This window comes from Frondihabitans sp. PhB161, assembly GCF_003814635.1.
In the GTDB taxonomy this organism is placed as follows: Bacteria; Actinomycetota; Actinomycetes; order Actinomycetales; family Microbacteriaceae; genus Frondihabitans.
The window spans coordinates 751,480-766,290 of the sequence record NZ_RKQW01000001.1; the positions used below are offsets into that span (position 1 = coordinate 751,480).

Here is a 14,811-nt window from a genome sequence, read left to right on the forward strand (position 1 = left end):
GCGCGTTCGCCGATGCTGTTGTCGGGCGGGCCCCGGCGGGCCGGGTGAGGGTGGCGGACATTACTGAGCCTGCTTTCTCTGCACGCGCAGGTACAAGAACCCGAAGATCAGGGCGATGACGATGAGGAGGTTGCCGACGGCCGCGGCCGGGCTGAAGTTCGGCAGCGTCGAGCCGAATCCGAGCTGGTACGACCAGATGGCGAAGGTGGTCGACGCGTTGCCGGGGCCGCCCTTGGTCATGATCCAGATGATGTCGAAGACCTTCAGCGTGTAGACGAGGCCGAGCAGGATCGTGATCGCCGAGACCGGCTTGAGCAGCGGGAAGGTGATGCGCCAGAACTTCTGCCAGGCGTTCGCCCCGTCGAGCGAGGCGGCCTCGTAGATGTCGGTCGAGATGTTCTGCAGCCCCGAGTAGAGAATGACGAGGTTGAACGGGATCCCGATCCAGATGTTCGCGATGATCACCGCGACCAGCGCCCACTGCGGCGACGTGAGCCAGTTGATGCCCGGGCCGCCGAACGACGTCATGACCGAGTTGATCACGCCAGAGTCGCTGTTCATCATCCACGACCAGGTGGACGCCGAGACGATCAGGGGCAGCAGCCACGGCACCAGGAACAGCGCTCGAAGGGTCGACGAGAGACGGAAGTTCTGGAAGAAGAACACCGCCAGCGCCATCCCGATCGAGAACTGGAAGGCGATCGACACCCCGGTGAAGAGGAGCGTGTTGCGAAGGGCCGGGCCGAACGTAGGATCCTGGAACACGGCTACGAAATTGGCCAACCCGACGAAGGGCGCTGTGCCGTCGATGAACGACCGCACCGTGTAGTCGCGCACCGCCAGGTCGACGTTCTTGATCAGCGGGTAGGCGTAGAAGATCACCAGGTACGCCACGACGGGCAGGATGAACGCCCACGCGGTGAGCTGGTCGGCACGGAAGCGCCTCTTCAGCGAGGGGCGGACCGGGGGCCCGGCGTCGACGGCCGGGCTCCCGGCCGGCGGAGCGGCCTCGGGGCGTTCGATGATGGTGTTGCTCATGGTGCGTGCTCCTTCGAGGCCGCTGGTGCTACTTGGTGGCTGCTGCCGCAGCCGTTTGGGCCTGCTTCAGCGCGTCCTCGGCCGACTGCGAGCCGCTGAGGCTGTTCTGCACGGCCTTCCACATCTGCTCCGAGATCTTCGGGTACTTCGTGCCGAGGTTGTCGCTGGTGCGGCCCTTGGCATCGCCGACCGCGGTCACCCACGGCTCGAGGTCGGGGTTGTCAGCGACTTGCTTCTCTTGCGCGGCCTTCGTCGGGGCGACGTACGAGAGCGTGTTGTCGGTCGAGACGACGTTCGCGGTGCTCGTGAGGCACGACTGAATCTTCGCCGAGACGGCGTAGCGGGCGGAGTCTTTCTGCACGGGGATCGTCAGGAACTCGCCGCCGGTCGGAGCGGGAGCGGCGCCGCCGTCTTTGGCGGGGATCGAGATGATGCCGTAGTCGATCTTCGAGGCCTTGACGCCGGCGAGCTGCCAGGTGCCGTTCTCGCTGAAGGCGAAGTCGCCGGTGAGGAACTCCTGCCACGACGTGGTCTGGGTGTTGTTGATCACCGAGTTGGGGGCGTAGCCCTTGTTGACCCAGTCGGTCCAGAGCGACAGGGCTGAGACGGCGTCGGACGAGTCGAGCTGGTCGAGGTTCGCGCCCGACCCCCAGTACCAGGGCAAGAACTGGAAGCTGCCCTCTTCGGTGCCGATGCCCGCAAAGGTGATGCCCTTGTCTCCCTTGGCCTTGACCTTCGCGAGTGCGTCGGTCAGCGACGTCCAGTCGGTGATCTTCGCGGGATCGACGCCCGCCGCCGACAGGATCTTCTTGTTGTAGTAGAGGGCGAGGGTGTTGGCGCCGATGGGCACGCCGTACGTCTTGCCGTCGACCTGACCGGCGGCGAGGATGTTCGCCTCGATGTCGGTGGTGCTCGTCTTCGTCTCGGCGGTGTCGGTGAGCAGGCCGGCGTCGGCGAGCGTCGAGACGACGGGGTTGTCGACGAGCAGCAGGTCGGGCGAGTTGCCCTGCTGGCCGGCGAGGAGGGCCTTGCTCGTCAGGTCGGAGGTGTCGTAGCCGGTCCGTTTGACGGTGACGCCGGCTTCCGTGCCGCACTTCTCGACGAGCTTGGTCCACGCCGACGAACCGTCGAACTGGGGGTACGGATCCCAGAACGTGTAGGTGCCGGAGGCGGCCGAGCCGCCGTTGCCGCCGGCGCCGCCGGTCGAGCAGCCGGTGAGCGCGGCGGAGGCGGTGGCGATGCCGACGAGCGCCGCGAAGGCGCGTTTGCGGCGAGGGGTGAAGATCACAGTGATTCCTCTCTGAATGCAGAGTGTCTGCAGGTTGCCTGGGTCAAGAGAGGCCCGCTGTGAGGGTGATCTCTCCGATGAAATCAAAACCGAAAGCGGTTTCGGTAGGAACCTAATAGCCGATTAGTTTGCTTGTCAACGACTTCATGAACTAATTTCGGAACATGGCCGAACAGCAGCGGGGCGACACGGGCGCTCTCCCGAAGTCGACGCTCGCCGACGTGGCCCGCCTGGCCGGTGTCTCGATCGCCACCGCGTCGAAAGCCTTGAACAAGAAGACCCACGTGCGCGAAGAGACACGCAGGCGCGTCGAAGAGGCGGCCAGCTCGCTCGACTTCACCCCGAACTTCTTCGCCAAGGCCCTGAACTCGACGCGCACCAACACCATCGGCATGATCACCAGCGACCTCGACAACCGCTTCGTGCTGCCGATCCTGATCGGCGCCGAAGACGCGTTCGGTTCGGGCTCCCTCTCGGTGCTTCTGGCCGATGCTCGTGACGACGTTCTGCGCGAGCAGCTCCTGGTGCAGACCCTGCTCACCCGGCGCGTCGACGGCCTCCTCATCGTGGGTCGCACGACGAACTCTCGCCCGCCGGCGACCGTGCCCGGCGACGTGCCGGTCGTCTACGTCTACGCACCGTCCGACGACGATGCCGATACGTCGTTCACTCCCGACAACGTGATGGCCGGTCGCCTCGCCGCCGAGCGCCTGCTCAAGGCGGGCCGCACTCGCATCGCCCTCGTCAACGGCGAGGCCTCGTACGCCGCCGCCCGCGATCGCGCGGAGGGCGTCGCCCAGGCGATGGAAGAAGCAAGGATCCCACTGGTCGGCGGCAAATCATTGTTCGGTCAGTGGGGCGAGGGCTGGGGTCGCGACTGTGCGCGGCTCCTCGCTTCGGCGCACTCCGACCTCGATGGCATCGTCGCCGGCAGCGACCACATCGCCCGCGGCGTCATCGACGCCCTCCGCGAGGAGGGCCGCCGAGTGCCCGACGACGTCTCGGTGGTCGGCTTCGACAACTGGGACATCCTCGTGCGCGAATCCCGCCCGCCCCTCACCAGCGTCGACATGAACCTCGACGACCTCGGCCGCTCCGCCGCCCAGGCCCTCGTCGATGCGATCGACGGTCGGCCGCGCACCGGCCGGCATGTGGAGCCGGTGCGGTTGGTGGTGCGGGAGTCGTAGGGGCCGCCGAGTAGACGTCGTTGCGCTCCGAGATGCGATCGCCGACTGAGTTGCCTGGCTTGCGCTGAGCTCCATCCTTCAGTATTAATATTCCAGGGGGAAGGCAGATGGTCATCTGCCGGGGATCGGTCTTGGAGATCGTGCTTCGCGCCTGGCGTGCGGCACGCCATTTGTCGCGCCGGTGAGGGCGTTCACTCACGCCCATGTCATCCCCCTGAATCAGAAATGAAGGGTGAGATGACTTGGACGGAGCTGTCGCGTAATGCCCCAAGTGAGTCGACGGGAGGGGTTGCCGGAGCGGCCCTTCCCGTCCTTGCCGCATCGACGTCTGTGAGCGAATGACTCCACTACGCCTCGTGACCATCGCCCTCCTCGTAAGTCTCTTTTCGACCATGGGAGGCGTGCTCGGAACGTACAACCAGATCCAGACTGCACTCTCTCTCGAGGGGAACAACCTCTACTCCAGTCAAAGCGTTGACGTGGACGAAAAACCTTCGACAATTCGCGATGCCTTGGAAAAAGCCGGTGCGAATGCCCGGGTCTTTCGCGATCTGACGAACGACGGAACGGTACGGGCCTTCATGGAGTTCGGGCGTCCGTCACCCTTGCCTCTCCATTCAGGACGGCAGCTCGGGTCAGGTGGCGACCGCGGCGCACTGGTGGGCGCCGACGTCCGGGTGACTACCGACAAGGGCCGGAAGTCATACGTGTTCGAGGGTGTTTCTTACCCTGTCGTCGGCCAGCTGGGGCTTCATGCCGAGAGCTTGCTTTCTCGCGCCGTCCTTCTAAAGGGTGCCGGTCTGTTCGACGGGGACGGCAAAGCTCGAATGGTTGTCGATGGCCCCGATGTCGCTGACATCCTGCACGGCTACTCAGCGACACCCGCGACCCACGACGGGGGAACAGATCGACGGACGAACATCGATTTCGTCTCACCGGTTCTTCTGGGCTTTGGCTGGGCGTTGACCGTAGTGGGGTCGGTCGTAACCGGCCTCCTCGCTGCTTCCTACGGGCGTCGACTCTGCGCCGTCCGGTTTCAGCTCGGGCTCCAACGCGTGAGAATCCTCGCCTCAAGTACTGCCCGTCTCCTGCTCGGCGCGGCCGGCCCGCTGCTGCTTGTCTGTGGCATCACGCTGGCCCTGTCGCCCCCGGTTCAATCAGCTGGATCGATTCTGGGGAACACGCTGGCGCCAGCAACTCTGATCGTCGTCAGCTTCGTCCTCGCGAGCGCCCGGACCATCTGGAGGAAGCCTTCATGGGCCTGATCGACAACTTCCGGGGAACGTGGCTCCCGACCCTGGCCAAAGTGGTGATCATCACCGTGCTCGCCGTGACCGTCTACAACCTCGCCTCATTCGGGCAGTCGAGCCGCGACGCGGTCAACCGAAGTTTCGCGAGCTCCGCCAAGGTCAACTTCTACGGTCTATCGGACCAGCTCGCGGATCCTGAGCAATTCGAGCAGTACCGGTCGTCGTCGGAGAACATCCGCGAGATCGCGCGGTTCTATGACGACGTCGGCGCCGACGACCGACTCAAGGTGTTGTCGATATTCGATCAGAGCCTCCCGATAGCCGACTTCAACGGTGGCGAGTCGTTCGAATACGGGTACGGAACCGAGATCGGAACCCAAGGGCCGCACGACGAGGAGGGCCTCGGCGCCGACGTGGTCAACGTGAAATCCGTGCAGATGAATCAGACCGCCTTCGACTTCTACAACCTCAAAACGGAGTCCGGCACTGCCCTGAACTGGGACGAGGTCGATTACGCCGCCGACTCGATTCCGGTGCTTCTCGGCGCAGATTATCGTGGCGTCTACGAGCTCGGCGACACCTTGAAAGGCAACTACTACTCGCAGATCGCCGAATTCTCGGTATTTGGTTTCCTGGAGGCCGACTCATCGCTGTTTTACCAAAACACCATCAACTTCTTCATCGACGACTCTGTCGTCATTCCGTATCCACCGACCATCGCCGACTTTCCGGAGTCGCAGTCGTACTTCTACGGCATTCTCGCCTTCGCGCTGATCAACGCGAATATCGCCGCGAGTACCGACATGAGCAGCGACGCCGTGCTGAGTGCACTCCAGGGAGCCGCCGCCCAGTCGGGGTTCCACGAATTCGCCCTGATAGGCGTTCCGGCCTACATCACGCAGTTCGGCCTCGTGCGATCTCTGATCACCGACAATCTGGGTCTGCTCGTGGCGATCGAGATCGTGCTCGCGCTCGGGGAGGGCGTGATCGTCGCGGCCCTGACGCGCCGAAACCATCGTCGCAGAGGCCAACGCGTCCGCACGCAGTGGGCTCTCGGGTGGAGTCCTGGGCGTCTCGAGCGGACCGTCATCGCGACGGTAGTCGTCGAGTACGCCTTGGTCGGGGCTCTCCTCGGTCTCGTAATCGGGCTCCTTCCCAACCACGACCCCGGCAGCGGGCACCTACTGACACTCGGCCTAGCCGTGATGTTCATGAGCGACGCCGTCTGGCAACGATGGCTCCTGAAGACGACCCTTTCCGAAGCTGCGAGGAACACGGCATGAACCACATCATCGAATTGCGCGGCATCTCGAAGTCGATCAAGGAGCCCAACGGTGAGACGCGGATCCTCTTCAAAGACCTCGACTTCTCCCTGTCGGGGAACGAACGATCGGTCGCGCTCCTCGGCAGAAGCGGAAGCGGAAAGAGCTCCCTTCTGAGGATCCTGGCCGGCCTCGACATCGGCTACCGGGGCGACTACTTCTACCGAGACCAGCTGCTCCCGCGCAGGGCGAACGCGATGGCGAAACACCGACTCGACCACATCGGCATCGTGACGCAGCGCTACGACCTCATCAGCGACCTCAACGTCGAACGGAACGTCAAGCTGGCCCTTCGCGGCGGTGCAAGTGCTGATGAGGAGGCCGAAAAAGCTCTCTCTGCGGTCGGCCTGAGCGGCTTCGGCAACAAGCGAGTCCGCCGGTTGTCTGGCGGCGAGGCCCAGCGAGTAGCGATTGCCCGCGCCATCGTGAAGGCTCCCGAACTCCTCCTCGCCGACGAGCCGACGGGCGCCCTCGATGAGGCCACCGAGACCGAGGTGCTCGATCTCTTCACCTCCCTGGGTGATTCAGGGGCGCGGCTCGTCATCGCGACCCACAGCACGAGGGTGGCGGACTCCTGCGACCGGAGGCTCCTCCTCGAGGGGAATCGGCTCGTCGAGATCTCGTGAGCTTCTGATGCGGCGTCCGAGTGACAGCTCGTGTCAGTCAGGATCCGGGGTTCAGCGGATTGTGGCTTGGATTCTCGGCCTGGACCGATGAGCCCTAGCCAGTATTCGTGAAAGTCAGCGTGTGTCCGTCGTGTCGTTTAGACCCGCGGCGCCCGCCGACGTATCACGATGACCCCGATCAGCCACAGTGCACCCGTTGCCACCTCAATGGCTCCCAGAAGATAGCTGTGTCGCGCCACGAGCAAGATGACTCCGAGTATGAAGAACGTTGCACCAAAGAGGGTGAGGATCACCGTCAGCACTGCGCGGGTTGTTTTATCCACGAGGCTCCTTCAGGCGCTCTCGCGCGGTGCGGTGTTCAGCTGCAGTGTCAGTACTCGGATGCGACGGAGCTGCATCAGGCCTTGCCAGGTCGAGAAGATGGTGAAAGCGGACATGAAGACGACTTGGACTACGACTCTCCAGTCGCCGTCACCACCGGCGAGAACGACGATGCCGATGACGACGAAACTCGGGTAGAGGATCAGTCCGACGACGGTGAGCACCTTCCAGAACCGCCGCGCGTGTGCGAGCCACGGGAGCCACTCGGTGGGTTCGGCTCCCTCAGGTACCCAGCCCTTCTGCAGGGCCTTGTTGACACGTTGTCCGAGAGTGATCCCGTGGCTGGCGCTCCAGCGCTTAGACCACGCTGCCAAGACGGTGAAGCCCACCGCCAGGAGCGCTCCGAAGACGACGCCAAAGACGACGGCTTGTCGAAACGACGTTTCGACGAAAAGACACAGCCCGAAAATCACGACGGCCATCACCAGGCCGCCACCAATGCCGAAAACGGCCGACGGAACATGTGCGAGCGGCGCCCGGAAGTCGTCGTCGTCGGTCGTGAGCTGAGACAAGAAAACTCCGTCGTTCGGGCAGCGGTCTGATGCGGAGCATACCGGCGGGCTGCGCGGGCCGGTCTCCGGTGCGGGCTCGCACTGGCTCGGGGCCGAGCCACAGCACGCTCGGGGGTCTGGCTCTTGCCCCAAACTGGTGGCAGCGGTGCACACATCTCTGCTCCTACGGTGGGCGATGGGGGCCCACGGCGGGTCGCCCGGTAATAGGGGGCCTCCATGTCCGATTCGACACTCGCGGGCCGCGTGCCCGGGGAATCGCTGATGGCAGCGCTCCGGGATGCTGTGGGGCCAGAGGGGCCAACCTCCTTCGCGTCGCGGCTCTTCGGCCACAGCCCCATTCCTTCGACGGCGCGCAGCTGGTACGTCGGTCTGCTCGGCGAGCAGGCAGTCGCTGAGCGGCTTCGTCGCCTTCCCGAGGGGTGGCTCGTTCTCCATTCGGTTCCGGTGGGGGATCGCGGCAGCGATATCGATCACGTCCTTGTAAGCCCGTCCGGTCGCGTGTTGACGCTGAACACAAAACACAGTCCCGGCGGCAAGGTCTGGGTGTCACCCAAGGCATTCCTGGTGAACGGGCAGCGGCAGCCGTATCTGCGCAACTCCAGCCACGAGGCCGCGCGCGCCGCCAAGCTGCTCTCCGCGGCGACCGGGGAAACCGTCGATGCCTTGGCCGTCATCGTGGTCGTCGGCGCCACCGTGACCAACAAGGGTGAACCGAAGGACGTCGCCGTCGTCACGATCGACCAGCTCTTGCGGTTTCTCACACGCGCTCTCGCCGCGTCGAGGGGCTCCGTCCCGGCGGACGCCGTTCGCCACGCAGCCCTTCAGCCCGGCACGTGGGCTCGAAGCCAGCCATTGCGCACGCCTTCGACGAATCACATCGAGTGGTTCACGGGTCTGAGAGATCGCGAGCGGCAAGCTGCCCGCCGTCGAAAAGCCTGGGTTCTCGGATCGCTCGCCGTCATCGTGGGATTGCCCGCTGCCGCCGGAGTGGTCACCGTGGTGGGCGCGACCCTGCACGGTTGAGTGCGTGCTGGCGTCTGGTGCGGATGGCTCTGTCGGGTCTGCACTTCTAAGGTGTCTGTCATGGGCACTCACGTCGAAGCGTCGTATTCGAGGCGGGCCGAGGAATATACGCAACGACTCGGATCCTTGTCGGTCGCCCATGCGTCTGACGTGCAGCTCATCACTTCGTGGGCGGAGGGAGTCGACGGCCCCCTGCTCGATGCGGGATGCGGCCCGGGGCAGTGGACCGGCTATCTCGCCGAGCGCGGTCTTGATGCGAGGGGCATCGACCAGGTCCGTGAGTTCATCGAGCACGCCCGGGTGACCCACCCCCGAGCGCGTTTTGATGTCGGAAGCATCGACGCCTTGCCCGACTCGGCCGGCAGCCTTGCGGGCGTGCTCGCCTGGTACTCGCTCATCCACCACGAGCCGGCCTCGATTCGGCAGCCGCTCGCGGAGTTCGCTCGTGTCTTGCGGCCGGGTGGCGAGCTCCTCGTCGGGTTTTTCACGGGACCGGACGTCGAACCTTTCGACCATGCCATAGCCACCGCATACCGGTGGCCGCCTGAAGCCCTCGCGGCTGTGCTTCGCGAAGCGGGGTTCGAGGTCATCGAGACCCACACGCGCACGGCCGCCACTTCGACGCCTCGACCCCACGGGGCGATGCTCGCTCGGTTGAGTCGCGAACAGTAGGTCTCACCGGCGAAATGGTGCGGGCGATGCCCGGGTGTTTAGTCCACGAGGACAGTGCGCAAGGCATCCATCCACTGGTCGAAAGCGTCGAGATGCGCGTCGTGGGAGGCAGCGGTCACGTCGATGCGTTGAGCGTTCCGGCCTCGGCGGACGAACTCCAACTTTTGCTCCTCCGTGAACATGCCGCCGTCGGCGTAGATCACCAGGGTTGGTGTCTCGACTGCCTCCCACTCGGTCCAGCGCGGTTCACCCATTGCCTCGGCGGTGGCTTGCATGATGTCCGCGTCGAAGCGAGGGTGCAGGCCGTCGGGTCGCTCGTCGAGATCCTCGACCCAGGCGCGTGCGAGAGGCCCGTCGCCCAGGGCCGCGGCTGCCGCAGCTCGATCCGTGAATGGGACTTGCCAGGAGCGAAAGAAGTCGCCAAGGGCACTGTGCTCGCTAGCCGTCCCGCCGCCCTCGTTGCCCTCGAGTAAGACGAGCTGGCGCACGAGGTCGCCCCGGGCCGCGGCGACGAGCATGGCCGTATGGGCGCCCATCGACTGGCCGACGAGGATCACTGGCTCGGATGCTTCTTCGCTGATGACGTGGACCACGTCAGACACGAAGGCGTTGCGCGACGTGTCGGCAGGCCTGGTGGTGCTGCGCCCGTGACCTCGTTGGTCAATAAGGATCACTCGCCGCCCGCTAAGGGACTCGGCGGTCGGGATGAACTCTCGGCTGCTCCCGGCGAGGCCATGAAGAATGACCACTGCCGGCTCAACACCCTCGAAGATCGTGTAGGCGATCGTCACCCCGTCACCGACGGTCGTGTGCTTCACCATGGGTGCCACGGGGTCAGCTTATGGGCGGCCTCGAGCCCGTGTTGAGGGCCAAGGGGCGAACCGCGGTGGCATCGGCGAGGCGGGTACGCGTTTGTCCCCCTTATTGGGGTCACGTGGATTCACCGCAACCCCTGAGACTTGGGTTCTTCTCACTTTTTACCAAGGAGCTCCATGTCGTCCATCGAACCTGTCGCTCGCCACCGGGTCGCCCGCCTCGTGCGAGGAATTCGTCCCCTGACTTGGATCGGCGTAGGCGGCACCCTGCTTCTGGGGCTCATCGGTCTTGCTTCCGGCGGTGTTGGAGGCATGCTCGTGATGATCGCTCTCGTTGTGATGATCACGGCGATCTACGGTTTCGTGTTCCGCCGACACACATGGATGAGGCTCCCGCGCAAGCGCTCCGCCGGTGCCATCGGTGCGGGAGTAGCGCTTGTCGTGATGATCGCCTCAAGTGCGGCTCTCGGTGCCGGAGACACGACGTCGCCTACTCCGGTTGTGGCCGCCGTCTCGACCTCTTCGCCGGCTACGCCGTCATCCTCGCCTCAAACCCCCACTCCGACGCCCACGCCAACACCGGTGGTGACGACCAAGCTCGTCAAGAAGACCTCGTCTGTGCCGTTCACGTCGTCGAGTGTCAATGACGCGGCTCTCGACAAGGGCATAAAGCAAGTCACAGCCGCAGGGGTCAAGGGAGTGAGGACCACGACGTTCCGGGTCGTCATGACCGACGGCCACGAGACCAGCCGCACCAAGATCAGCCAGAAGGTCACTAAAGCGCCGGTGGCACGGGTGGTCCACATCGGGACCTACGTTGCTCCGGCTCCGGCTCCGGCTCCGGCTCCGGCTCCGGCACCAGCGCCTGCCGCCCCGGCTGTACCGGCTGGTGGAGGCGCGACCGCGCAGTGCAACGACGGCTCACTCTCGTACGCCGCCCATCATCAGGGGGCCTGCTCCCACCACGGTGGCGTCGCGATCTTCTATAAATGACGGACCAATGGACTGGGCGTCTGAGGCAAGTGCTCTTTATTAGTGGCCGCTTGGCTTGAATCCCGTTTCGACATCGCTAGATTCGCGCCTGTTCGGGCTCTTCTATCGTGTTTCGAGGTAGCCCCCAAGAGGGTGCTTTAGTCGAATTACTTCCAGTCCTGCAACCGTAGGGATATGGGATGTCCCATGGCGTCGTCTTCAAGCAGGGGCCGAGGCCCGACTTTCCGCCACGCCTAAGTTCCCATATCCATGTGCCAAAACGGTCTGCTTGGATTTGGGTGTTCATCGCTGGTTTTGGGACACCTGGAGGCGCTTTTGGGAAAGTTGATTGGGTACGCGCGCGTATCAACGAAGCAGCAAGGAACCGATCGTCAAGAAGTAGATCTCCTCGCTGCTGGCGTGCGGCGGGATGACCTCTACGTCGATCACGGTGTTTCGGGTGGTCGAGCGTCGCGCCCCGCGTTCGATCAGGCTATGAATGCGATCCATGACGGTGACACTTTGGTGGTGACGACCCTTGATCGTCTTGGTCGGTCGACGCAGAACATGCTCGATTTTGCCGAGGGACTTAGGTCGCGGTCGGCGGCGCTTCGGGTGCTCAATCTTGGGGGAGGGGATGTGGATACGGCGACGCCGATGGGGTCGATGGTGTTCACGGTGATGTCAGCCCTGGCGCAGATGGAGCTCGACATCAAACGGGAGCGGATCAACGATTCGGTTGCTAAGCGGCGCGATGCCGGCGGAGATCTGGGTGGTCGTCCTCGAAAGGTGTCGGATCGGCAGATCCGGAATGCGCTGCAGTTGATCGACGGGGGAGAGGCCGCCGCGGGTGTTCTCCGCGATCTGGGGTTGTCTCGATCGACGTTCTACCGTCGGGCGCGAGTTCTCGAAGGGTGATGGCCCCTGATGTCCGTCTTGAACGGGCCCTCGGCGCTGGCAGTGACAGATCTCACGCTGGGAAAGACGGCGACCTGAGTCGCTTTGCCGGGACTCTGCTTGCCGTCATCGCCGCTTGTGCCTTCGTCGTATTGGTCCGCGGCTACCGTCAGCACTCATCGTGCGACTCGGCCGACGTGCTCGCCCTGAAAGATTCTCGGGCGGGGGTGTCATGAATCAATGGCCTGAGGACATGTTCTGAGTGGAGGAGCATTCATGGGGGTACGAACGGAGGTGGCGGACGCCGACCTGCTCGAATTAACGAAGCAGGGCGACGTCCGCGCCTTTGCCGTGCTTTACAAGAGGCATGCCGGATCGGTGCTTCGCTACTGCTGGTCAAAGGCCGGCGACCAGCACACCGGTGAGGACCTAGCCCAGGACGTGTTCGTCGTCGCCTGGTCGAAGCGTAAGTCGGCGATCATCGTTGATCAGTCGTTCCTCCCGTGGCTGCTCACGATCAGCCGAAATCTGTGTCTTAACGACCGCCGGAAGTCGGCCCGTCGACGCCACCTTCCCCTTCACGAGTCAGAAAGTGAGCGCGATTCGGGGTCCGCCGATGACTCTGTGTGGATCCGCACGGAGCTAGGCAAGCTGAGCCCTACCGATCAGGAGCTGTGCCGCCTTTGCCTTGTCGAGGGCGCCTCCTACCGCGAGGCTGCCATAGCTCTCGGCACCACCGAGGCGGCGGTCGGTAAACGGTTGCAGCGCCTTCGAACCAGGCTTCGTGCAACCTTTGGAAACGATTCGGAGAAAACATCATGAAGACGCGACCTTTGCCGCCGCGGCCCGAAACGGAAGCCCTTGCGCAGGCGCTTCTTCCTGACGTCCTTCGACGCATCGACAGCCGCGAACGCCGGCGATCACGAGCCCGGCACGCCCTCGTCGGCGGCGTCCCACTCGTCTTCGCGGCGGCTTTCGTCTTCGTAGTTGGCGTACCGAATTCGCAGGTTGACCAGGAGTCCACGCCAGCGAGCGGAGTGATCGAGCCGCAGCAGGGAAGGGCGCCCTCCTCGGCTTCGGGTGAGCGAGCGCCGACGGTTGAGTGCATCACCCCATCCACCCGAGTGGGGCCTTTTTTCGCCCCCGGTTCGGCCCAAAAGGACCCGCAGGCCGCCTGCGAAGCCAAACTCGGTGTTCAGCCAGGCACCCTCCGCGACGCCGTCGCCTGCGAGTCCACCAACGGCCACGTCTCGGTGTATCCGCCCGCCACCCGCTGCTCGGCGCACGACCTCCGCCCTTGGAAGAAATGAGCTCACGCATGAGAAAAGGCCTTGCACTCCTCGCCGCCGGCATCTTCGCGCTCGGGCTCAGCGGCTGCGCGCAGATCGGCGACTGGGCCTCCACGATCGGCCCGAACCCGTTCGGGAGCACCGTTTACGACTCCACCGCGGGATCCGACGCGGGGACCTCGGTCACCTGGCTTGCCACGGACCCGCTGAGAATGTCCTTCGTCCGCATGAACGGCACCCTCACCATGGTGCTGGTCACCCCGTGCAACGCGATCAACCTTCCTGTTGACGTGCGAGGAGACGAGCTTGTGCCGCACACGGAAGAGATGAGCACCGGCGCCGTGGGCTGCCTCGGTAAGGAGGGTGCACAGGAACGCTGGGCCAGTGATTTCGTCACCAGGACCATGCAGATGGAGCGAACGAGCGACACCCTCGTCCTGAAGCACGGTGCCTCCCAAATCGACTTCCAGAAGAAGGACAGTGCGGCGCACGCCCTGAGTTTCTCTCCCATTACAGCGCCGACTCCCATCGGCACTCCCGTTGCCGAGGCGAAGCCGTTTAGTGACACCCGATACGTCTCGACGTCGGGTACGCAGGACGGCCGGCCGGTCGCTTGGGTGGCCGGCACCCCGCTGACGCTGTTCTTTGCCCGACAGGACGGCGCCCTGGTGATGGCTGTGACCACTCCGTGCGACGGCATCAACATCGAGGTCGACGTCGAGGCCGGCGGCGGCGACCTCGTGCCACGCTCCGATCGCGTCGGCGGTACCCAGATGCTTTGCCGGGGCGAGCGCGCCGAACAGGAGAAATGGGCGAGTGAGCTCATCACGCACCCCATGCACGTGACACGCACCGATACGACGCTCACCCTCGAGAGTGGTTCGAGGAAGGCTGAGTTCCAGGTCGTCGGGTAGCCGTGGTGCCGGGCGGGGCAAGCGCGCGGCGGAGAGCGACCTGCCGCACTCTGCTTCAGCGGTTCGCGAGGCTGATGTAGCCAAGAAAAATCGAGCGAGTCACCGTGTCTCGAAAACTCGTGGAAGCTTGTCGATACGACGAAAAAAGTGGAGACAACATTCCAAGACACCGCCTGATTCGCCGTCTGCGTGACATTGCGCCGGAGCGCGGGGACGTTCTCTCGATGGCCTAGAGAGGTCGAGACATCTCGCAAACCTTTAGTTTTTCGAGACTCCACGGGGCCGTTTACAACTCAAAGCTGCGCGTAATCAATCTCGCATTCAGAACTGCCTGGGCGATTGAAGCCGTTCATCCTCAATGGGCAGTCGAGGTGGTTCGAGAGGCTACAAAGCAATGAGGCAAAGACCGAAAGGGCGGTTTCAGTTAGCCTCCGCTCACCGTGCATCGTCACCGTGCGGGGTAAACGTGCATCCCCATGTCTACGAGGGCCGGAGCGTCGAGGACGTCACATTACGGGCGGTCGCCGTCCGCCTTTCGCACCCTGTCGATGCGTCGTTGTTGCGCTCGAAGGAGTCTCGCTGCCCGACCGCCGGTATGCTCCGAAACATCCTGTTGCCCGAACGA

General features: G+C 64.2%; 14 protein-coding genes and 1 pseudogene. 10 read left to right on the top strand and 5 right to left on the bottom strand.

Annotated elements, in window-relative coordinates:
• Positions 1 to 60: 60 nt before the first annotated feature.
• Together EDF39_RS03675 and EDF39_RS03680 are read right to left on the bottom strand one after the other, a co-directional pair.
• Positions 61 to 1,038 (bottom strand): carbohydrate ABC transporter permease, encoded by a 978-nt coding sequence (locus EDF39_RS03675; protein ID WP_123940584.1) that lies wholly within the window; start codon positions 1,036 to 1,038, stop codon positions 61 to 63.
• A 28-nt stretch (positions 1,039 to 1,066) separates the two neighbouring features.
• Complete coding sequence (locus EDF39_RS03680; RefSeq protein ID WP_233572950.1) at positions 1,067 to 2,326, bottom strand: extracellular solute-binding protein; 1,260 nt, start codon at positions 2,324 to 2,326, stop codon at positions 1,067 to 1,069.
• Between the two features lie 164 nt (positions 2,327 to 2,490).
• On the opposite strand from EDF39_RS03680, the gene EDF39_RS03685 reads away from it, so the two are divergent.
• From EDF39_RS03685 to EDF39_RS03700, 4 genes and pseudogenes are all read left to right on the top strand, one after another.
• On the top strand, positions 2,491 to 3,513 hold the full coding sequence (locus EDF39_RS03685; RefSeq protein WP_123940586.1) for a LacI family DNA-binding transcriptional regulator: 1,023 nt from the start codon (positions 2,491 to 2,493) through the stop codon (positions 3,511 to 3,513).
• A 356-nt stretch (positions 3,514 to 3,869) separates the two neighbouring features.
• Positions 3,870 to 4,778 carry a hypothetical protein gene (locus tag EDF39_RS03690; protein ID WP_123940588.1) on the top strand — a complete coding sequence of 303 codons (909 nt, stop codon included), beginning with the start codon at positions 3,870 to 3,872 and terminating at the stop codon, positions 4,776 to 4,778.
• On the top strand, positions 4,769 to 6,046 hold the full coding sequence (locus EDF39_RS03695; protein WP_123940590.1) for a hypothetical protein: 1,278 nt from the start codon (positions 4,769 to 4,771) through the stop codon (positions 6,044 to 6,046). Before EDF39_RS03690 ends, EDF39_RS03695 begins: the two co-directional genes overlap by 10 nt.
• Positions 6,043 to 6,561, top strand: a pseudogene (locus EDF39_RS03700) (ABC transporter ATP-binding protein); the annotation flags it as partial. The gene EDF39_RS03695 and the pseudogene EDF39_RS03700, both read left to right, overlap by 4 nt.
• Positions 6,562 to 6,848: 287 nt before the next feature.
• Here the strand turns inward: EDF39_RS03700 and EDF39_RS03705 are convergent.
• The gene (locus EDF39_RS03705) at positions 6,849 to 7,034 is read right to left on the bottom strand and encodes a hypothetical protein (RefSeq protein WP_123940594.1); all 186 of its coding nucleotides are present in this window, start codon (positions 7,032 to 7,034) and stop codon (positions 6,849 to 6,851) included.
• Between the two features lie 9 nt (positions 7,035 to 7,043).
• Complete coding sequence (locus tag EDF39_RS03710; protein WP_123940596.1) at positions 7,044 to 7,604, bottom strand: hypothetical protein; 561 nt, start codon at positions 7,602 to 7,604, stop codon at positions 7,044 to 7,046.
• Positions 7,605 to 7,820: 216 nt separating this feature from the next.
• On the opposite strand from EDF39_RS03710, the gene EDF39_RS03715 reads away from it, so the two are divergent.
• A complete protein-coding gene (locus EDF39_RS03715) occupies positions 7,821 to 8,627 on the top strand; it encodes a nuclease-related domain-containing protein (protein ID WP_123940598.1) in 807 nt (268 codons plus the stop codon).
• 60 nt (positions 8,628 to 8,687) lie between these two features.
• On the top strand, positions 8,688 to 9,299 hold the full coding sequence (locus EDF39_RS03720) for a class I SAM-dependent methyltransferase (protein WP_123940600.1): 612 nt from the start codon (positions 8,688 to 8,690) through the stop codon (positions 9,297 to 9,299).
• Between the two features lie 38 nt (positions 9,300 to 9,337).
• Here EDF39_RS03720 and EDF39_RS03725 read toward each other — a convergent pair whose 3' ends face one another.
• Complete coding sequence (locus tag EDF39_RS03725) at positions 9,338 to 10,120, bottom strand: alpha/beta fold hydrolase (protein WP_123942254.1); 783 nt, start codon at positions 10,118 to 10,120, stop codon at positions 9,338 to 9,340.
• A gap of 171 nt (positions 10,121 to 10,291) precedes the next feature.
• Here EDF39_RS03725 and EDF39_RS03730 point away from each other — a divergent pair, with 171 nt between their 5' ends.
• From EDF39_RS03730 to EDF39_RS03745, 4 genes are all read left to right on the top strand, one after another.
• Entirely contained in the window at positions 10,292 to 11,107 is an 816-nt protein-coding gene (locus EDF39_RS03730; protein ID WP_123940602.1) for a G5 domain-containing protein, read from the top strand.
• Between the two features lie 315 nt (positions 11,108 to 11,422).
• Complete coding sequence (locus tag EDF39_RS03735; RefSeq protein WP_123942256.1) at positions 11,423 to 12,004, top strand: recombinase family protein; 582 nt, start codon at positions 11,423 to 11,425, stop codon at positions 12,002 to 12,004.
• Between the two features lie 273 nt (positions 12,005 to 12,277).
• Positions 12,278 to 12,805 carry an RNA polymerase sigma factor gene (locus tag EDF39_RS03740; protein WP_158613148.1) on the top strand — a complete coding sequence of 176 codons (528 nt, stop codon included), beginning with the start codon at positions 12,278 to 12,280 and terminating at the stop codon, positions 12,803 to 12,805.
• 496 nt (positions 12,806 to 13,301) lie between these two features.
• Complete coding sequence (locus tag EDF39_RS03745) at positions 13,302 to 14,186, top strand: META domain-containing protein (protein WP_158613149.1); 885 nt, start codon at positions 13,302 to 13,304, stop codon at positions 14,184 to 14,186.
• The last annotated feature ends 625 nt before the right edge of the window (positions 14,187 to 14,811 follow it).

Coding starts and splice junctions, on each gene's coding strand:
- EDF39_RS03675 (WP_123940584.1), bottom strand. CDS start 1,038: ATGAGCAACACCATCATCGAACGCCCCGAGGCCGCTCCGCCGGCCGGG.
- EDF39_RS03685 (WP_123940586.1), top strand. CDS start 2,491: ATGGCCGAACAGCAGCGGGGCGACACGGGCGCTCTCCCGAAGTCGACG.
- EDF39_RS03695 (WP_123940590.1), top strand. CDS start 4,769: ATGGGCCTGATCGACAACTTCCGGGGAACGTGGCTCCCGACCCTGGCC.
- EDF39_RS03715 (WP_123940598.1), top strand. CDS start 7,821: ATGTCCGATTCGACACTCGCGGGCCGCGTGCCCGGGGAATCGCTGATG.
- EDF39_RS03720 (WP_123940600.1), top strand. CDS start 8,688: ATGGGCACTCACGTCGAAGCGTCGTATTCGAGGCGGGCCGAGGAATAT.
- EDF39_RS03725 (WP_123942254.1), bottom strand. CDS start 10,120: ATGGTGAAGCACACGACCGTCGGTGACGGGGTGACGATCGCCTACACG.
- EDF39_RS03730 (WP_123940602.1), top strand. CDS start 10,292: ATGTCGTCCATCGAACCTGTCGCTCGCCACCGGGTCGCCCGCCTCGTG.
- EDF39_RS03745 (WP_158613149.1), top strand. CDS start 13,302: ATGAGAAAAGGCCTTGCACTCCTCGCCGCCGGCATCTTCGCGCTCGGG.